Genomic DNA, 18,424 nt, shown 5'->3' with positions numbered 1-18,424 from the left:
CGCCCACCCGTGACGATCACCCGACCCTGCCACCGTCCTGGCCGCGCGCTGCGCGCCGGCCTCGCCGCTGCTCTCCTGCTCGTTTCCGGGCCCGCCACGGGCGCGCTCGCGGCGACAACCGGAGCGGGAGCGGGCGGGTCAAGCGGCGGAGCCGGTCTCAGCGGCGGGGCGGAACCGTCGGGATCCACCCAAGCCGGCTCCGGGAGTGCCGCAGCGACCGGGACGCCGCCCGCGACCGCTCCGCTGCGTCGGCCCGAGTCAGCCGCCGGCGGCGGCTTCCGCGTGAGCACGGTCTCAGCGGCGGCCCTACACCACGCCGTCATCCTCACCGGCACCTGGGCAGGAGCGGCGGCGAGCACCGTCGCCATGCAGGTACGGGCGCCGCAGGGTCCCTGGCAGACGGTCACCGAGACGGCAACGGGACCGGGCGGTCACTTCCGGGCCGCGTGGCGGGCCTCCCGGAGCGGGGCGCTTGCGGTGCGGGCCGCCATCATCGGCTCTCCCGGCAGCGTCACGGCGGCGGAGAATGGCGGCGCCTCCCCCGACCTGGCGGTCACCGTCTATCGGCCGGCCGTCGCCACCATCTACGGACCGGGCTTCTACGGCCACCGCACCGCCTGTGGCCAGACGCTGGCGCCGAACACCCTCGGGGTCGCCTCACGCACACTCGCCTGCGGCACCAGGATCGTGATCGCCTTCCGCGGGCGGTCGATCACGGTTCCGGTGATCGACCGGGGCCCCTACAGCCATGGAGCGAGCCTCGATCTGACGATGGCGACCGCCCGTGCGCTCAACGACACCGAGACCGAGACCGTCGGCGCGGCGGTTCTCTAGCCCAGCCGCATAATTGGGACCGACCATGGCCCCCTTCCCCCGCACTCGCCGGGCACTGGCGCTCGCTCTGCCCGCCTGCGCCGGTGTCCTGTGGCTCGTCGCCAGCCGTCCCCGCGAGCTTCCCGGCAGGGCCACGATCGTCTCCCCGCGACGGTCCACCGTGATCGGTGACAACGGGGCGGTCCGGTCGGTCCAGTCGGCTCGCCTGGCGATGCCCCAGCGCGACCTCGACCGGCTCTGGACGGCCCGGAACCTCGAGAACCTCGGGGCGACCTACTGGCGGTTCCTGACGCGAGTGACGCTCGGGATCGTCCAGGTGCTCTACAGCCCCGACGACCGCCGCGTCGCCCTGTTCGGGATCCGCGCGCTCACCCTGTTGCGGTTTGACCCTCCGACGTTCGTGGTGTCCTCCCGCCGGGCCCGGATCGGCTGGCAGATCAAGGACGGGCTGCTCGTGGCCCGCCGCGGACGCGGGGAGGGCGGACTCGCCCTGGAGGTCACCCGCGAGCCGGCCGGCTCCGGTCCCGATGGACCGGAGCCGGAAGCGGACGCCCGCGATCCCGAGCTGACCATCGAAGTCGAGGTGACGAACTTCTACCCGTCGATCGCCTCCTCACTGGGCGACCTCGTCTACCAGTCCACTCAGGCATTCGTCCACGTACTCGTCACCAACGCGTTTCTGCGCAGCCTCGCCAGCCTCGAGTTGCACGAGTCGAAGATCGGCCGCCTCCTCGTCGGCGGCATCGACGCGGACCCGGCCCACCCGGCCTGAGCCGCGTCAGCTCAGCCGAACCGCTCGACGTTGCCGATCAGGTCGGCGAGCTTGGCCCGGTTGTGGCGTGAATGGACGCGGCGAACGGTGCCCGACCGGGTGCGCATCACGAGGCTCTCGGTGCTCGCCACCCCGCCCGGCAGGTAGCGGACACCCTGAAGGACGTCCCCGTCGGTGACCCCGGTGGCGGAGAAGAAGACGTCGTCGCCCTTGACGAGGTCGCCGGAGGTGAGGATCTGGTCGAGGTCGTAGCCCGCTGCCGCGGCGGCCGAGCGTTCCTCCTCGTCGCGCGGCCACAGGCGCCCGAGGATCTCCCCGCCGAGACATTTGATCGCTGCCGCCGAGATGACGCCCTCGGGGGTCCCGCCGATCCCCCACAGCAAATCGACCCGGTTCCCCTCGGTGACCGCGAGCAGAGAGGCGGCGACGTCCCCGTCGAGGATCAGGCGGACGCGGGCACCGGCGGCGCGGATCTCCGCGATGCGTTCCTCGTGTCGGGGCCGATCGAGGCAGACGACCATCACGTCCCGGATCCCGACGCCCTTGCGTTGGGCGACGAGCTGCAGCGTCTCGGCGATCGGGCGCTCGAGGTCGAGCAGGTCGGCGATCTCCGGGCCGCCGGCGAGCTTCTCCATGTACACGCACGGGCCCGGGTCGAACATGGCTCCGCGCTCGGCGAGGGCGATCACCGTGATCGCACTCGGCATGCCGAGGGCGGTGAGGCGCGTCCCCTCGAGCGGATCGACGGCGATGTCGACCTCCGGCTTGGACCCGTCACCGATGCTCTCGCCGTTGTAGAGCATCGGAGCCTCGTCCTTCTCGCCCTCACCGATGACGACGACACCGTCCATCCGGACGCCGTCGAGCACGTGGCGCATCGCGTCCACCGCCGCCTGGTCAGCGGCCTCCTTGTCACCGCGGCCGATCAGGCCGGCGGCAGCGAGCGCCGCCGCCTCAGTGACGCGCACAAGCTCCAGCGCGAGGTTACGGTCGGGACGGACGACGGGATCAGTGGTGCTCATAGGACTCCTGGTGGCTTGCGGCGCACGTTGCTCTCATGCGTCCGGGTGATCGCTCCGAGGAAGATCAGGAGCCCGCCGGCGAGCGCGACGAACCATCCGACCCCCACACCGATCTCACCCCGCGGGTAACCCGGCTTGTCGATGATGCCACGGAAGACGATCAGGGTCAGCGCACAGAGGGCGACGACGGCGGTCAACTCCCCCCGCGGCCAGGTGAGCGCGCGGCCACGGAGGATCACCCAGATCAGCACGAGCGGCGCGACGGCGGCAATGATCAGCAGGAAGCGGATGTATTCGAGGGCGTTCCAGCCGCTGCAGCTGACCCCCGGTCCGTGGCAGACGGCGAGGATCGCGTAGCGGTTGGCGAGGGTGTACCAGCCGAGGAAGAGGGAGAGGCCGAGGAGGATCCCGCCGACGGCGGCGATCACCTCTCCCCGGTCCAGCGCTCGCGTGCTCATCTGCGGGTGAGCCTAATCGATCCCGGCCCGCTACGGTTCCGGTTCTCGTGGCCGAAGTCAGCTTTCACCGTCTGCTTCCCGCCGGCTCCGACGTCAGTGCCGACGCGTTCCTGGGCGAGGTCGCCGACCGGACCGTCGCCCCGGCGCAGCGGCCGTGGGTGGTGGTCAACTTCGTCTTGAGCCTCGATGGCCAGGCGACGTTCGCCGGGCGCTCGGCACCGCTGTCAGACGTCGGTGACCGCGCTCTCTTCCACGCCCTGCGGGCGTCCGTCGACGCGATCCTCGCCGGCCCGAGCACGCTCGGCATCGAGAACTACCGGCCGGCTGACCGGCCGATCGTGACCGTGAGCCGTTCCGGGCGGCTGCCGACCGAGATCCCGCTGTTCTGCGACCCGGCCGGAGAGGTGATCCTCTTCACCGACGCCGTCCGTCAACTCGATCACGTCCCCGCGACGGTCACGGTCGAGCCGGGAACCGATCTCGAGCACGTGCTCGGCACCCTCCACTCCGGCCACCAGGTCCGGCGACTGCTCTGTGAGGGCGGGCCACGGCTGTTCGGGTCGCTCCTGCGCGCCGGCCTTGTGGATGAGTTGTTCCTCAGCCTCGGCCCGAAGCTCGCCGGAGGCGACAGCGGCCCGTCACTCACCGAGGGAGCCCCGGCCGCCGAGCTCATCGATATGTCTCTCGTGACCGTGCTCGAGCGGGAGGGCACCCTGTTTCTCCGCTACCTCCGGACGGACGCGTGACGGCTCCCCGCCGACGCGGGCGTAACGGCATCCGCGGCCGCTCAAGCGCGTAGGGTACGGCCCTGATGAGCGAGGCCCTCTCCCCAGCCGACCGATCCTCACTCGCCGCCGAGCGCGGGGCCGTGAACATGGCGGTCGGCGGTCTGCTCGTGTTCGAGGCGGGGGCGGCGCTCACGCTCGCGATGGTGCGGGCCCGGATCGCCGAGCGGATTCATCTCATTCCCCGCCTGCGCCAACGGCTCGAGGAGCCGATCATGGGCATCGCCAACCCGGTCTGGGTCGACGATGCCAGCTTCGACCTCGACTGGCACGTTCGGCAGGCGAGCCTGCCCCGGCCCGGCGGCCCGGCCGAGCTCGGCGCCTTCGTGGGCCGCGAGTTCTCCCACCGGCTCGACCGTACCCGGCCGCTGTGGGAGATGACGCTGCTCGAGGGCGTCGGGGAGGACCGGCTCGCGCTCCTGCTCAAGGCCCACCATGCGCTCGTCGACGGAATGGCGGCCATCGGCCTCGCTGCCCTCGTCCTCGACCCGTCCGCCACGCCCCTCGAGATCCCGCCTCCGGAGGGGACCTGGGAGCCCCAACCCTACGATCTGCGGCGCCACGTCGCCAGGCTCGTCACGACGCCGATGGCCCTCGCCGCCCGGCCCGTCCTCGACGGCGCGCTGCGTGCCCTCGATCCCGACCCGCGGCGGGCCGCCGCGGATGCCCGCGGGGTCGCCCGGGACATGCGCCGCGCGACCGAAGTCGCCATCGAACTCGCCCGCCAGCGTCCCCAGGCGCCGATGACCCCGCTCAACCGTCCGATCTCCCCGAACCGTCGTTACGCAAGCGCCCAGGTCGATCTCGCCACCGTGAAGACGGTGAGCCGCAACTGTGGGGGAACGGTCAACGACACGCTGCTCGCGGTCGTGACCGGGATGCTCGCCCGCTACCTCGCCGCCGTCGATGGTGCTGGAGCCGAACCGCTCAGCGGCCGTCCACCGGTCGCGCTCGTGCCGGTGAGCGTCCGGAGCGACCCCCGGGCGGGGGATATGGGCAATCAGATCTCGACCGTGTTCGTCGACCTCCCGGTCAGCGAGCCCGATCTCGGCCGGCGCATCGCCACGATCGCCGCGCAGACTCGGCTGCTGAAGGAGTCAGCGGCCGTGCGCGCGGGCGCGCTGATGGTCGGAGCCTCCGGTGTCGCACCGCCGCTCATCTCGGGCATGCTCGCCCGCGCGATGGGCTCGGTGCGCGCCTTCAACGTCGTCGTCTCCAACCTGCCCGGGCCCCAGCAGCCCTTCTACCTCGCCGGGGTGCGGACCACCGACATCTACCCGATCGTGCCCCTCAACCCGGCGAACCAGGGGCTCACGGTCGGCATCCTCAGCTACGACGGGGATGTCTGCTTCGGGCTGCTGGCCGACCGTGACCTCACGCCGGGGCTCGCCGTCGCCGCCGCCGGCCTCACCGCCGAACTCGACGGTCTCACCGCTGCCGTCGCGGCCTGAGGCGTCTCAGAGACCGAGCTTGCGGACACCGCGCTCATCCCAACCGAGGTGGTGGGCAAGCTCGTGCCGCAGGACACGCCGGACCTGCTGACGCAGCCGCTCGGGGTCGTGCCCGAAGTCGCGCAGCAGGGTGTCGCGAAAGATGAGGATGCGCTCGGTGAAGTAGTCGTTGGCGACGGTGTCGCCCTGATACATCCCGTAGGCGCCACGGTGGCCGTGGCGGGTCCGCACCGCGGTCGCCCCCGAGTCGGAGACGACGATCGCGACATGCTCGAGGGCGCGGTGGAAGTCGAGGGGCAGCTCGTCAATCACCGATCGCAGCAGCGCGTCGAACCCGACGTCGACGGCGGCGACCTCAAGCCCGTCCTCCTCGTCCGGCCACGACGCAGTGAAGTCGTCGTCCTCGCTTGAGCCTCCGCGGGCGAGCCGTTCGGAATGCTCGATCAGCGCGTCAAACTGCGCCTCCGGCTCGCGCCATCCTCCGAGCCGGACGATCACGTAGATGACCGCTCCGGCGATGATCACGGTTCCGACCCCGAACAGGCTGATCGTCTGCAGCAGCGCGAGCAGCGGAGCGGAGGCCGACCCCTCCACGACCAGGCTCACCAACCCCAGCCCGAGCACCGTCACGGTCAACCCGGCGGCCAACCGGGGGAGAAACAGGGAGGGACGGGCGGGCCGACGGCTCATCGCAGCGTGCGGGCGATCACCAGCTTCTGGATCTCGCTGGTGCCCTCATAGATCTGGGTGATCTTGGCGTCCCGCATCATCCGCTCGACCGGGTAGTCGTTGGTGTAGCCGTACCCACCGAGTACCTGCACCGCCTCAACGGTCACCGCCATCGCGGTGTCCGCAGCGACGAGTTTGGCCATCGAGGTGAATTTGTTCAGGTCCGCGTCTCCGCGATCGACCTTCGCGGACGCCTGGTAGACGAGCTCGCGGGCCGCGGCGGTACGGGCCTCCATCTCCGCGAGCTTGAACTGAATGCCCTGGAAGGAGCTGATCGGCTTGCCGAACTGCTTGCGCTCGTTCGCGTACGCGACGGCGTAGTCGATCGCACCCTGAGCGATCCCGACCGCCTGGGCGGCGGCGCCGAGACGAGAGCGCTCAAGCGTGGACATCGCGACCTTGAACCCGCGGTTGACCTCTCCGATCACGTTGGCGGCGGGAACGCGCACGTCATCGAACACCGGGGAGCCGGTCGGAGAGCCGTGGATCCCGAGCTTGTGCTCGTAGGAGCCGATGCTGAAGCCCGGGCGGTCGGCCTCGACGACGAAGGCGGTAATCCCCCGCGAGTGGCCGGCCGATCGGTCGGTGACGGCGAAGACGACATAGAAGTCGGCGATCCCCGCGTTGGAGATCCAGCATTTGGAGCCGTTGATCACCCAGTCGTCGCCGTCCTGGACGGCGTGGGTGAGCATCCCCCCCGGGTCCGAACCCGCCTCCGGCTCCGAGAGGGCGAAGGCAGGCGACCACTCGCCGCTCGCGCACTTGGGCAGGAACCGCTCCTTCAGCTGCTCGGAGCCGTCGAGCTTGATCGGCAGCGTGCCGAGGTCCTGCACCATCAGGATCAGCGCGACCGATGCGTCGGCTTTGGCGATCTCCTCGATCGCCAGCGACAGCATCAGGGTGCCGGTTCCCGTCCCCCCGTGCTCGATCTCGAAGGGCAGTCCGAGAATGTCCTGCTCAGCGAGCAGACGTCGTAGGTCATGGGGATATTCGGCGGTGCGGTCGATCTCGGCCGCCCGCGGAGCGATGCGCTCGCGCGCGATCTGGCGGATCGTGTCCCGGAAGTCGAGCAACTCCTGCGGGATCGTGTAAAGGTCGGCGAGCGCGGACATGATCCAATCGTACGCCACCGGGACGGGGTCGGCCCCGCCGCGGGCGTCGTCTCGGCGGAGCGCACCGACGTCGGTGCGCTCCGCCGAGTTCTTACCAGCCCGCCGGGTGGCGGACGACGAATCCCGAGGCGGGCGAGATCCGGGTCGCCGACCAGCGGTCGTTCCCGTTGGCCGAGCTCTGAGCGGCCGTGTCGAACCACAGACCCGCGACGTTCATGTAGACATGCCCGGCGTTCGTGTACAGGGTGATCCACTTTCCGGGGCCAGCCTCGCCGTAGGACTCGAACTGGGTCGAGTCGAGCGGATATCCGTTGAGCAGGTCGCCGCCGTGCAGCGCATAGGAGACCGAACCCGAGCAGTCATAACCATCCTGGGGTCCCCACCCGTTGTGCCCGCCGCCGTAGACGTAGGGGTCGAAGGCGATCTTGTTCGCCGCGTCGATCACCTGCTGGATCACCTTGGGCGCGTCCGCGGGCGCGACGGCAAGCCCGTTGGAGTCGATTGTCGCCGCCTCAACCGGCGCGTTCGCCTGCGTGTTGGGCGGCACGAAACCGGAGCCGCCGCTGTCGTTGGCGGGCAGCGTCGCCGATGAGGCGGAGGCGGTGGAGTTCCCGCCCTGACCCCTCGTCGCGGTCGGGTTGGCCCGGGTCTCCTCGATCCGGGCCATCGCGCTGCTGATCCGCCCGAATGTCTGCGGTCCGACGACGCCGTCGGCCGTGAGGTGGTCACGCTTCTGGAAGTCTTTGACGTGCACGGCCGTCCAGTAGTTGAACCAGCCCGAGGGCCGCGTCCACCACCCCAGCGACGTGAGGTCGCGCTGGAGGGTCGTGACGTCGGGACCGCGCATCCCCTGCCACAACATCCGCGAGCCGAACCTCGGCGTCGTCGCGGCAAACGCGGGTGCCACCGCCACGAGGCTGACGAGGAGCGCGGCCAAACACGCAACGCGCCGGCCGAATGGGACTTTTCCGTACGACAAACCAACCCCTTCTCTTTCTGGCGCCTACGGGGTTAGCTGTCGGGCTCGCGCAGAAAGAGCTGCGCTACGCGGTTCGGTGACCACGATTCGCCCCGAGAGTCGAAGACTCAAACAACTGGGTCCCCCGCTCCCCGGCGCAGGTGCGTCGGAGACTCGGCTGGGTGTGCTGGTGGGGCAGCATACAGAAATCCCCTCTCGACACAAGCGGCTTTTCCTCCCCTTGCAACGACACTCTCTCCGACACTCCCGCGAGGCCTTTTGTCTAGGCTGGCGACGTGCCCGACGATTACACACCCAGCGAGGCCGCCGAGCGACTGCTGCACGGGGACGTGCAGCTGATCGACGTCCGCACCCCACACGAATTCGCCGCCGGCCACATCCCCGCGGCGGTCCCGGTTCCGCTGCAGGAGCTCGCCGCCTCGATCACCGAGATCGACCGTGAGCGGCCGGTGATCCTCGTCTGCCGCTCGGGTGGACGATCGGCGATGGCGACCGAGGCCCTCCGGCAGGCCGGCTTCGACGCCCACAACCTGCTCGGCGGAATGCTCGACTGGACCGCGGCGGGGCTGGCGATCGAACCCGCGTCGGGGTCGATCATCGAACCGTGAACCGACCGTCCGGCGGCATGGAGGTCCGCACCGCTGCCCTCAGGCGCCCCGGGGGCCGGGTCGCCTGAGGGCGGCGCATCTCAGCACCGCGAGCGATCAGAGCTTGACGACGTTGATCGCCTTGGGCCCCTTGGGGCCGGCCTCCTCCTCATAGGAGACCTTGGCGCCCTCGGCGAGCGAGCGGTAGCCGTCGGCGCTGATCGAGGTGTGGTGCACGAACAGGTCTCGACTGCCCTCATCAGGCGTGATGAAGCCGAAGCCCTTTTCGTCGCTGAACCATTTGACGGTTCCGGTGGGCATGGATTGACGGTCCTCCGTAGCGTTGTAGTGCTGCTACCGCGAAGACGTCTGAGGTCACCATCGGAGCCTGCACCTGCGTTGCCACCCCCTGAGGTGGCCTGACGCGGCGCAACTTAGCACGGGAATCGCCCAGCGCAAGCCCATTCGCGCGCGCATTTACCGCCTGGACACATATCCGAGTCCGACGAGCCGCTCGTCTCGGAAGCTAGTCTCCCGCGCGTGCGCTGGCTCATCGACGGGATGAACGTGATCGGCACCCGGCCCGACCGCTGGTGGGAGGATCGGGATGGCGCCATGCTCGCTCTCGTCGACGAACTCGAGCGGTGGGCGGCGGACGAGAATGAGGACGTCACCGTCGTCTTCGAGCGGCCTCCGCGACCACCGGTCCGCTCGAGCGTGATCGACGTCGCCCACGCCCCCAGCCCCAAGCGCGACGCCGGCGACGATGAGATCGTCCGGCGCCTGCGGGCGGACCCGGCACCCCATGAGGTCGTGGTGGTCACCTCCGACCGATACCTGCGCGAGCGGGCCGACCGGGTCGGCGCGACCGTCGAGTCTTCGGCGGCGTTCCGGCGCCGGCTCCAGATCCGCTGGTGAGGCTCCGCCTACGTGTGAATATCCAAAGAATTCCGGGTGTCTGGAGCGTTTTGCGCAGAACCGTCCCCGGGCTTGCCACAATCAGGCCCTGATGTCAGAGCAATCGTCGAGCCGGTCGGGATCGGGAGCGCCTTCTGGCGGCTCGGACGGGGTCGGTCGGGTGAACGCTCGGCGCCAGGGCGACACCCAGAGCCAGTGGCCCCCACGGGACGGTTCTGCCAACGGTGGCCAGAACGGGAACGGGCGCTCGCCGGGGTGGCGGATCACCCCGGCTCCCGACGGTCGCAACCCCAACTCGGCGAACCGCGTGCCACGCAACGGTCAGCCCAACGGACGCCAGGGCCGGGGCCCGAACCCGAACCAGCGCATCATCCTTGCGCTCGCCGTCCTCATCCTGCTCGGGCTCAACTTCTGGATCTCCTCACAGGTCCTCACCAGCCCACGGGTGAAGATCCCCTACAGCCCGACGTTCCTGTCGGAGGTCAAGTCCAACAACGTGCAGTCGGTCACCGCCAACGCGGGGGCGATCCAGGGGACCTTCAAGCAGGCCCAGTCCTTCCCCGAGAGCGGCGGGGCGACGAGCCAGCCGACCGTCTACTTCTCAACCCAGGAGCCGAGCTTCGCCCCGAACACGGGGGCGAACGGGCTCTTCCCGCTCCTGCAGGAGCACAACGTCCAGATCAACGCCCAGAACCCGAACGCGAGCCCCTCCCTGATCGAGTCGGTCGTCTTCGGGTTCGGGCCGACCCTGCTGCTCGTGCTCCTGTTCGTCTTCTTCATGCGACGAGCCGCCGGCGGCGGCGCGGGCGGCCTGATGTCCTTCGGACGCTCACGGGCGCGCCGGGTCGAGGGAGCCGACCAGCACGTCACCTTCAATGACGTCGCCGGCATCGATGAGGCGAAAGAGGAACTCCATGAGATCGTCGACTTCCTCAAGGAGCCGGACAAATACCTCAAGCTCGGAGCGAAGATTCCCCGCGGCGTACTGCTCTCCGGACCTCCCGGAACCGGCAAGACGCTCCTCGCCCGTGCCGTCGCCGGCGAAGCCGGGGTTCCGTTCTTTCAGATGAGCGCGTCCGAGTTCGTCGAGATGATCGTCGGTGTCGGCGCCTCTCGCGTGCGCGATCTGTTCAACCAGGCCAAGGAGGCGGCGCCGGCGATCATCTTCATCGATGAGCTCGATGCGATCGGACGGTCTCGGTCCAGCGGCGGCCCGAACCTGTCCGGCGGACACGACGAGCGCGAGCAGACCCTCAACCAGATCCTCACCGAGATGGACGGGTTCGATCCCCGCGCCGGCGTGATCGTGCTCGGCGCGACGAACCGTCCCGAGATCCTCGACCAGGCGCTCCTGCGGCCGGGCCGGTTCGACCGGCGTGTCGTCGTCCAACCTCCCGACCGGGTCGGCCGGGAGATGATCCTGAAGGTCCACACCCGGTCAGTCCCGCTCAGCGACGGCATCGACCTCGGTGCGCTCGCCGCGACGACGCCGGGCATGGTCGGCGCCGACCTCGCCAATGTCGTCAATGAGGCGGCGCTCCTGGCGGCCAAGCGCAGCCACGACCGCGTCGACCGTCAGGACTTCACCGACGCGCTCGAGCGGATCGTCCTCGGGGCCGCCCGTTCCGTGATGATGAGCGAGGACGATCGCCGACGAACCGCCTACCACGAGGCGGGGCACGCGATCGTCGGGATGCTGACCCCCGGCGCCGACCCGGTCCGCAAGGTCTCGATCATTCCGCGCGGACAGGCACTGGGCGTCACGTTCTCGGCTCCCGACGCCGACCGCTGGAATATGGACGAGCGCCATCTCCTCGCCCAGATCAAGGTGATGCTCGGGGGTCGCTGTGCCGAGGAGGTCGTCTTTGGCGATCTCACCACCGGCGCCGAATCCGACATCCAGCAGCTCACCCGGATCGCCCGCTACATGGTTGGCCGCTGGGGAATGAGCCAGGCGATCGGGCCGATCGCCGTCCTCCCCTCCGAAGGCAACGGGTTCCTGCTCCCCGGCGTGTCGGAGACGAGCGATGAGACCCAGCGCCTGATCGACCACGAGGTGCACAGGATCGTCGATACGGCTCACCGGGAGGTGCTCGAACTGCTCCGCGGCCGCCGCGGCAACCTCGATGACCTCGTCGGCGCGCTGCTGCGCGACGAAACCCTCGATGAGGCTGACGCCTACGCGGCCGCCGGTCTCACCCGCGCGTCGGCGGCCGAGACCGAGGCCGGCGCCGCAGTCTGATCCGGGCTCCGGACGGCCGCTCCGTCCGGGTTGCGGTCAGTCGCCCAGGCGCGTCATTCGCGCGAGCGCCTCATGGCACTCGACGACGCGCTGCTTGACCGGGTCGGAGTCGGGCCGGTCGTGGACGAGGTCCCAGGTCCGGTCGGCGATCTCCCGGGCCGTCTCCGGTGAGGCCATCTCCCACAGGCGGTTGACCAGGGTCAGTTCGAACTGCTCGATCTGAGCCTCGGGCTTGCCGGGAGCCATCTTGGGAAGCGGCTCACCGGTGGCCTCTCGCCACATTCCGGTGGCGACAACGACCCGGTTTCTCAGTGCGATCTGGTCCATGGGAGTGAGGGATCTTCTCAGGTCAGCCTCGGCAGCGTCTGGTGTGCGTCGAGGACGGCGCGGAAGAGATCACCGTAGCGACTGACGCGCTCCTCCACCTCACGGGGGCTGAAGCGAAGCCCACGGGGATCCCGGGCGGCCCGAGCGGCCTCGAGCTCGGCCCAGTCCAGCGGCGTGGAGACGAACGGGTGCGGGGTCGCCCGCAGCGAGTACACCGTCACCGTCGTCTTGTGGGCATCGTTCTGGCTCCAGTCGATCAGGACCCGCCCCGTCCGCGCCGACCGCGTCATCGATGCGACGACCAGGTCGGGGAGGCGCCCGGCGAGCGACTCGGCAACCCGCCGCGCAAACGCCTTCGTCTCCGCGAAGGTGGCGTGCGGATCGTTGAGCGGCACATACACCTGCATCCCCTTGGCGCCCGAGGTCTTGACCCGGCAGTCGAGCCCGTAGTGGTCGAACAGCTCCCGAAGGATCACGGCAACCTCCGCGCAGTCGAGGAGACCGGCCCCGTCACCGGGATCGAGGTCGAACACGACCGCGGTCGGGGTGTCGGGGGCGTCGGCGAGGGCGAGCGGGGTGTGCAGCTCGACGTCGGCGAGGTTGGCCAGCCAGATCAGGGTGGCGGGCTCGTGGACGAGCGTGTACTCGAGGGCGCCGACGGTGACGGTCGCCACCCAGGCGGGACGGTGTCCGGGCGCCTGCTTCTCATAGAAGAACGGGGCATCGACACCGTCGGGGTAGCGCTTGAGCGTGAGCGCACGGCCGCGGAGGTGCGGGAGGACCGCGGGGCTGATCGCGGCGTAGTAGGCGATCAGGTCACCCTTGGTGAAGCCCGTCTCGGGGTAGATCACCTTCTCCGTGTTGGTGAGACGCAGCTGACGGCCGGCCACCGCGACGCTGCCGTCGCGGACGAGCCTGAGCGACTCAGGCCCGTCCGCGGAGGCGTCGGGCTCGATCCCGCAGAACACGGCCGCCCGCAGCCGGCCGGCCGCCGTCCGCTCGAGGTAGGAGACCTCGACGACCAGCTCGGGGGTGACGTACACGGGGGCGACCCGGAGCCGCGGGGGAGCCCTGAAGGGGCTCTCAGGCTGGACGAGTCCCGCCAGGCGCCGGGTCAGTTCCTCCCGACCACGCGCGTCCCAGCCGGTGCCGACCCGGCCGTCATAGATGAGCGCGTCTTTCTCGAAGTGGCCGACGAGCAGGGCTCCGACCGGTCCGGTGGCCGCCCCCCGTTCCGGGAGGAACCCTCCGACGACGAGCTGCTCGCGCCGGCGGTGCTTGAACTTCAGCCAGTTCGCGCTGCGCGTCCCGGGACGGTAGGGGGCGTCGAGCCGCTTGGCGATGACTCCCTCGAGCCCCCGACGCCGGGTCGCCTCGAGCAGTTCCGGGCCCGCGCCGAGGTAGACGGGCGGGACCTGCCAGGGGCCCTCGGACAGCTCGAGGGACTCAAGCCCGGCGCGCCGCTCCCGGTAGGGGCGGCCACAGAGATCCTCACCGTCGAGGACGAGGAGGTCGAAGACGATGTAGCGCACGGGCGTGCGCGCGATCAGTCCGGCGTCGGGGGTGCCGACGTTCATGCGCTCGGCGAGCCGGGAGAAGCTCGGCCGCCCGTCCGGGTCGGCGGCGATGATCTCTCCGTCACAGACGGTTCCGGGATGCCCCGCCAGCGCGTCCGGCAGCCGGGCGAGCTCCGGGTAGGTCGCGGTGATGTCACGCAGGGTTCGGGAGCGCAGGACCACCCCGGCAGCGGTGATCTCGGCGATCGCGCGCAGCCCGTCCCACTTGACCTCGAAGGCCCAGGCGTCGAGGTCAGCGGGCATCGTCCCGACGCGAGCGAGCATCGGAGCGAGACGGGGCGGCACCGTCGTTGGCACGGAACAGATCGTATGCTCGGGCCGCGTGCTCGTCGTCACCTGGAACGTCAACTCGCTCCGTGCGCGCCTCCCGCGGGTGCTCGAGCTGCTCGCCCGGCACCGCCCGGACGTCGTCTGCCTGCAGGAGACCAAGTGCCGGCACGACCAGTTTCCGCTCGCCGAGATCGCCGCCGCCGGGTACGCCGCCGCCCACCATTCCGCGGGCCCGTGGGCGGGCGTCGCGCTGCTCGTCCGTGCCGCCCCGAGCGCAGCGCCCCCCGACGGCGCCGATCCCGGCGACGGACCCTCCGCGGCCGCCGGGCCGGACGGGAGCCTGCACGACACGGTCGTCGGCCTCAGCGGTGAACCGGTCGTCGAGGAGGCCCGCTGGCTGGAGGCGACCGTCGCCGGCGTCCGCGTCATCTCCACCTACGTCCCGAACGGACGCAGCCTCGACAGCCCGGAATTCCCGCGCAAGCTCGCTTTCCTCGAGGCGGCAGCCCGTCGGATCGGCACCCTTCGGGCGGCGGGCATGCCGATCATCCTCGCCGGCGATCTCAACATCGCCCCCCAGGACCGCGATCTCTATGACCCGGCCGTGTTCGCCGACGGCACCCACGTCACCAATGAGGAGCGCTCCCGGCTCGCGGCGATCGAGAAGGCCGGCGGCCTGCTCGACGCCTATCGCCACCGGCACCCGGAAACCCAGCAGTTCACCTGGTGGGACTATCGAGCCGGCCACTTCCACAAGGGCCTCGGTCTGCGGATCGACCTCGTGCTGATCTCGGCGTCGCTCGCCCCCCGCCTGCGCGAATGCGGCATCGATCGCGATTTCCGCAAAGGCCCCCGGCCGTCCGATCACGCTCCACTGCTCGTGCGCCTCGACGACTGAGCTAGCCTCGGCGCGGTGTCGGACACCCTGCCCACCGAGGCGAACTTCCGCCGCGTTCTGGGCCGGCTGCCGACCGGGGTGGTGGTGGTGACCGGAGGCGATCCGGACGCTCCGAGCGGGCTCGTGGTCGGGTCGTTCATGTCCGTCTCCCTCGATCCGCCGCTCGTCGCGGTATGCCCGGCGAAGACCTCGACGAGCTGGCCGCGCCTGGAGGCAGCCGGTTGCTTCTGCGCGAACGTGCTCGGCGAGGAGCAGGGTGCGCTCGTTCCCGTGTTCTCGCGGTCGGGGCCCGACAAGTTCGGCGGGTTGGACTGGGGTCCCGCCCCGGCCACGGGAGCGCCGCTGCTCGCCGGGGCCGCCGCCTGGATCGACTGTGCGATCCACGAGACGATCGAGGCGGGCGACCACTGGCTCGTGCTCGCGACGGTGCTCGCCCTCGGCCTGCACGGGAGCGGCGGCGCTCTCGTCTTCCACGGCGGCGCGCTGAAGTCGCTGTCCTGACGCCGAGTCGCGCTCGGCACCCCCGGGGTCACCCGCCCGCCCCCCGCCGGACCACCACCGCCACCCACCGCAGCTGACAGACTCAAGGTTCTTCGCTCGCGCTTAGCCGCCGGAACGATCCTTCGTCACTATGCCCTCTGTCCTTGTCGTCGACGACGAACCGGCGGTCCGCCGGGCCCTCGAGCGGGCGCTCGCCCTCGAGAGCTACGACGTGATCCTCGCCGCCGACGGCCGCGAGGCCCTCGACCGGCTCGCTGAGCAGCCGGCCGACGCGGTCATCCTCGACGTGATGATGCCCGGAATCGACGGCCTCGAGGTGTGCCGGCGGCTGCGGGCTGCCGGGGACCGTACGCCGGTGCTGATGCTGACCGCCCGTGATGCGATCGACGATCGCGTCACCGGACTCGACGCCGGCGCCGACGACTATCTCGTCAAGCCGTTCGCGCTCCGCGAGCTCCAAGCCCGGGTCCGTGCGCTGCTGCGCCGCGCCTCCGATGAGGACGGCGGCGGCGAGATCCTCCGCTTCAGTGACCTCACCCTCGATCCGATCGCCCACGAGGTCCACCGCGGCGAGCGGCTGATCGAGCTGTCCAAGACCGAGTTCATGCTGCTCGAACTGTTCCTCAAGCATCCCCGCCAGGTGCTCACCCGCTCGACGATCTTCGAGAACGTGTGGGGCTACGATTTCGGCCCGACCTCCAATGCGCTCGGCGTCTACATCGGCTATCTCCGGCGCAAGACCGAGGAGGGCGGCGAGCCGCGTCTGCTGCACACCGTGCGCGGCATCGGCTACGTGCTCAAGGACTGATGGCCGGACCGACCCGCTCGGGTGACACGCTCACCGGCCCCCGCCACCGCGTCGGTCCGACCCTTCTGCGCGAGCTCATCCCCCGCCACGGGATGCCGTTGCGTCAGCGGATCAGTCTCGCCGCGGCCGCCGCGGTCGCGATCGCCGTCGCCCTGTCGGTGATCGTCTCCTACAGCGCGGTGCGCTACCGGCTCCAGGGCGAGATCGACAGCCAGCTGACCACTCAGGCGCACTATGTCCTCAACGGCTACGCGCTCAACCAACCGATTCCCGGCCTGCCCGCGAGCGCCGGCGGCTCAGCCCCCTACGCCCAGCTCGTCCTCGCCAACGGTGAGGTGTTCGGGTCTCTGCATGGACTCCAGCTGCCCGGAGCGGCGCGGGCGGCGGCGGTCGCCACCGGAGAGTCAGGGCCGTACTTCGCCAACGAGAACGTCGACGGCACCGAGGTGCGTGTCTACACCTTCACGGTCCCGGGCGCCGTCATCGACGGCGTGCACGTCGCCGTGCAACTCGGCCGCCCGCTCACCCAGATGCACAGCCTGCTGTCGGAGCTGCGGCTGATCCTCGCCGTCGTCTTCCTGCTCGCGGTCCCCCTCGCGGCGATGTTCGGTCGCTTTGCCGCCCGCCGCGTGCTGCGCCCGCTCGCCGAGGTCACCGCGACCGCCGAGGCGATCGCCCGCACCGACGATCTCTCCCGCCGTCTCGAGGTCCGGGAGGAGGACGAGGTCGGCCAGCTCGCCTCCCGGTTCAACGCGATGCTCGAACGGCTCACCGCATCCCGTGAGGAGGTCAACGAAGCGGCCCGCTCCCAGCGCCAGCTCGTCGCCGACGCCTCCCACGAGCTGCGCACGCCCGTCACGAGCCTGCGCACGAACGTCGAGGTGCTGCTCGCCTCCCCGAGCCTCGATGAGTCCGACCGCGCTCTGCTCGAGGACGTGCTCGAGCAGAGCGAGGAGCTCTCCACCCTCGTCGCCGATCTGATCGAGGTCGCCCGTGGCGAGCTGCCGTCCGAGTCGCTGGAGGACATTCGGCTCGACCTGCTCGTCGAGGAGGCCCTCGTGCGAGCGCGCCGCAACGCGCCGGCGATCGCGTTCTCGGCGACGCTCACCCCCGCGATCGTCCAGGGCAACCCCGAGATGCTCTCCCGGGCGATCAACAACCTCCTCGACAACGCCGCCAAGCACGCCGGCCGGGGGCCGGTCGAGGTGACCGCCGACTGCGGCGGGGTGATCGTCCGCGACCACGGCGACGGCATCGCTCCCGGCGACCTGCCCTACATCTTCGATCGCTTCTACCGAGGGGTGAACTCCCGAGCGACGCTCGGATCGGGGCTCGGTCTCGCAATCGTCCGCCAGACCGCGCTCCTGCACGGCGGGAGCGTCACCGCCGAGAACGCGCCGGACGGGGGCGCCGTCTTCTCCCTCACCCTCCCGGGCGCCGCCCCCGGGGCCGAGGATGGGCTCGTCCTCGAGCCGGGCGAACGGGCCGGTCCCGACGGTGACGGCGCCCCTCAGGCCGACGGCCTCGTCACGCGGGCGTGACGGGCGATCGCAAAGGCGCGGCGCAGCCCCCAGAAGCTGAGCGCAAACACCGGGATGACCGGCGCGAACAGGAGAAACCGCTGCTGGGGGACGCCGGCGAGGACGACGAACAGAACCTCCACGATGACGGCCGGAACGGCGGCGAGGAGCGTCGTGTGGGAGCGGTAACCGCTGAAGTGGTCGCGCGCGGTGAACTCGACCACCCCGAGGCCGGCGACGATCACCCCCACCTCCAGGGCCGGGCCACCGCGGTTGAGGAACCCGATGACGACCGCGACGATCCCCGCGAGGATCGCGATCTCCGACACGGGAAGGGGAGCGAAGATGCTCGCGGGGCGTTCGCCGTAGGTGCCGAGGGATCGGCTCGCCTGGGCGCTCGCGCGGGACGCCGCGGCGACCCGGGCCTCCCGCTGGGCCCGGCGGGAACTCGTCGCCGCCGCATGCGGGCCGACCTCCGGACGGACGCGGCCACCGGGGCCGTCCGGCGTCGGCGCCGGACGGCTGTCCGGCGGACCCCCCGCGGCGGACGGGCCGGCCCTGCGCCCGGCGCGGGCTTTGCGGGAGCGTTTGCGCTTCTGGGCCGCCATCGCGGCGAGTATCTCAGACCGGGCCG

The 18,424-nt window shown here is 70.6% G+C and carries 20 protein-coding genes and 1 riboswitch; of the genes, 11 read left to right on the top strand and 9 right to left on the bottom strand.

Annotation, left to right across the window (positions count from 1 at the left end; genetic code table 11):
- The first annotated feature begins 9 nt into the window (after positions 1-9).
- Together M3M55_RS09030 and M3M55_RS09025 are read left to right on the top strand one after the other, a co-directional pair.
- Positions 10-834: a septal ring lytic transglycosylase RlpA family protein gene (locus tag M3M55_RS09030; protein ID WP_249009176.1), complete on the top strand. Its 825-nt coding sequence runs from the start codon at positions 10-12 to the stop codon at positions 832-834.
- A gap of 25 nt (positions 835-859) precedes the next feature.
- Entirely contained in the window at positions 860-1,606 is a 747-nt protein-coding gene (locus tag M3M55_RS09025; protein ID WP_249009175.1) for a hypothetical protein, read from the top strand.
- 11 nt (positions 1,607-1,617) lie between these two features.
- Here the strand turns inward: M3M55_RS09025 and glpX are convergent, their stop codons facing one another.
- Both glpX and M3M55_RS09015 read right to left on the bottom strand, forming a co-directional pair.
- Entirely contained in the window at positions 1,618-2,628 is a 1,011-nt protein-coding gene (gene glpX, locus M3M55_RS09020; protein ID WP_249009174.1) for a class II fructose-bisphosphatase, read from the bottom strand.
- Entirely contained in the window at positions 2,625-3,086 is a 462-nt protein-coding gene (locus M3M55_RS09015) for a hypothetical protein (protein WP_249009173.1), read from the bottom strand. The genes glpX and M3M55_RS09015 overlap by 4 nt, the downstream gene beginning before the upstream one ends.
- A gap of 47 nt (positions 3,087-3,133) precedes the next feature.
- Here M3M55_RS09015 and M3M55_RS09010 point away from each other — a divergent pair, with 47 nt between their 5' ends.
- Complete coding sequence (locus M3M55_RS09010; protein WP_249009172.1) at positions 3,134-3,832, top strand: dihydrofolate reductase family protein; 699 nt, start codon at positions 3,134-3,136, stop codon at positions 3,830-3,832.
- A 65-nt stretch (positions 3,833-3,897) separates the two neighbouring features.
- On the top strand, positions 3,898-5,322 hold the full coding sequence (locus tag M3M55_RS09005) for a wax ester/triacylglycerol synthase family O-acyltransferase (protein WP_249009171.1): 1,425 nt from the start codon (positions 3,898-3,900) through the stop codon (positions 5,320-5,322).
- Positions 5,323-5,328: 6 nt separating this feature from the next.
- Here the strand turns inward: M3M55_RS09005 and M3M55_RS09000 are convergent, their stop codons facing one another.
- The 3 genes from M3M55_RS09000 to M3M55_RS08990 form a co-directional block, all read right to left on the bottom strand.
- Complete coding sequence (locus M3M55_RS09000; protein ID WP_249009170.1) at positions 5,329-6,012, bottom strand: metallopeptidase family protein; 684 nt, start codon at positions 6,010-6,012, stop codon at positions 5,329-5,331.
- A complete protein-coding gene (locus M3M55_RS08995) occupies positions 6,009-7,163 on the bottom strand; it encodes an acyl-CoA dehydrogenase family protein (RefSeq protein ID WP_249009169.1) in 1,155 nt (384 codons plus the stop codon). Before M3M55_RS08995 ends, M3M55_RS09000 begins: the two co-directional genes overlap by 4 nt.
- Before the next feature lie 91 nt (positions 7,164-7,254).
- The gene (locus tag M3M55_RS08990) at positions 7,255-8,070 is read right to left on the bottom strand and encodes a peptidoglycan-binding protein (protein ID WP_249009168.1); all 816 of its coding nucleotides are present in this window, start codon (positions 8,068-8,070) and stop codon (positions 7,255-7,257) included.
- A gap of 78 nt (positions 8,071-8,148) precedes the next feature.
- Positions 8,149-8,311, bottom strand: a riboswitch (cyclic di-AMP (ydaO/yuaA leader).
- Between the two features lie 106 nt (positions 8,312-8,417).
- Here M3M55_RS08990 and M3M55_RS08985 point away from each other — a divergent pair.
- Positions 8,418-8,750, top strand: coding sequence for a rhodanese-like domain-containing protein (locus M3M55_RS08985; RefSeq protein ID WP_249009167.1), 333 nt, complete (start codon positions 8,418-8,420; stop codon positions 8,748-8,750).
- Between the two features lie 96 nt (positions 8,751-8,846).
- Here M3M55_RS08985 and M3M55_RS08980 read toward each other — a convergent pair whose 3' ends face one another.
- On the bottom strand, positions 8,847-9,050 hold the full coding sequence (locus tag M3M55_RS08980; protein ID WP_249009166.1) for a cold-shock protein: 204 nt from the start codon (positions 9,048-9,050) through the stop codon (positions 8,847-8,849).
- 219 nt (positions 9,051-9,269) lie between these two features.
- Here M3M55_RS08980 and M3M55_RS08975 point away from each other — a divergent pair, with 219 nt between their 5' ends.
- Entirely contained in the window at positions 9,270-9,647 is a 378-nt protein-coding gene (locus M3M55_RS08975) for an NYN domain-containing protein (RefSeq protein WP_249009165.1), read from the top strand.
- A gap of 160 nt (positions 9,648-9,807) precedes the next feature.
- Complete coding sequence (ftsH, locus tag M3M55_RS08970; RefSeq protein ID WP_249009164.1) at positions 9,808-11,889, top strand: ATP-dependent zinc metalloprotease FtsH; 2,082 nt, start codon at positions 9,808-9,810, stop codon at positions 11,887-11,889.
- A gap of 36 nt (positions 11,890-11,925) precedes the next feature.
- On the opposite strand, the gene M3M55_RS08965 is transcribed toward ftsH, so the two are convergent.
- Both M3M55_RS08965 and ligD read right to left on the bottom strand, forming a co-directional pair.
- Entirely contained in the window at positions 11,926-12,216 is a 291-nt protein-coding gene (locus M3M55_RS08965) for a hypothetical protein (protein WP_249009163.1), read from the bottom strand.
- Positions 12,217-12,233: 17 nt separating this feature from the next.
- Positions 12,234-14,090: a DNA ligase D gene (gene ligD / locus M3M55_RS08960; protein WP_249009162.1), complete on the bottom strand. Its 1,857-nt coding sequence runs from the start codon at positions 14,088-14,090 to the stop codon at positions 12,234-12,236.
- A gap of 25 nt (positions 14,091-14,115) precedes the next feature.
- Between ligD and M3M55_RS08955 the strand changes: the two genes are divergently transcribed.
- The 4 genes from M3M55_RS08955 to M3M55_RS08940 all read left to right on the top strand — a co-directional run bounded on the left by M3M55_RS08955 (position 14,116) and on the right by M3M55_RS08940 (position 17,811).
- Entirely contained in the window at positions 14,116-14,961 is an 846-nt protein-coding gene (locus M3M55_RS08955; protein ID WP_249009161.1) for an exodeoxyribonuclease III, read from the top strand.
- A gap of 15 nt (positions 14,962-14,976) precedes the next feature.
- Positions 14,977-15,462 (top strand): flavin reductase family protein, encoded by a 486-nt coding sequence (locus M3M55_RS08950; protein ID WP_249009160.1) that lies wholly within the window; start codon positions 14,977-14,979, stop codon positions 15,460-15,462.
- A 130-nt stretch (positions 15,463-15,592) separates the two neighbouring features.
- Positions 15,593-16,270, top strand: a complete 678-nt coding sequence (locus tag M3M55_RS08945; protein WP_249009159.1) for a response regulator transcription factor — start codon at positions 15,593-15,595, stop codon at positions 16,268-16,270.
- Positions 16,270-17,811 (top strand): cell wall metabolism sensor histidine kinase WalK, encoded by a 1,542-nt coding sequence (locus M3M55_RS08940; RefSeq protein ID WP_249009158.1) that lies wholly within the window; start codon positions 16,270-16,272, stop codon positions 17,809-17,811. Before M3M55_RS08945 ends, M3M55_RS08940 begins: the two co-directional genes overlap by 1 nt.
- Here the strand turns inward: M3M55_RS08940 and M3M55_RS08935 are convergent.
- Complete coding sequence (locus M3M55_RS08935; protein ID WP_249009157.1) at positions 17,781-18,398, bottom strand: hypothetical protein; 618 nt, start codon at positions 18,396-18,398, stop codon at positions 17,781-17,783. The genes M3M55_RS08940 and M3M55_RS08935 overlap by 31 nt on opposite strands.
- Positions 18,399-18,424: the final 26 nt, after the last annotated feature.

Source organism: Conexibacter sp. DBS9H8 (assembly GCF_023330685.1).
Taxonomy (GTDB): domain Bacteria; phylum Actinomycetota; class Thermoleophilia; order Solirubrobacterales; family Solirubrobacteraceae; genus Palsa-465.
The sequence above is the reverse complement of the archived record's forward strand: the minus strand, read 5'-3'. Positions and strand labels throughout refer to the sequence as shown.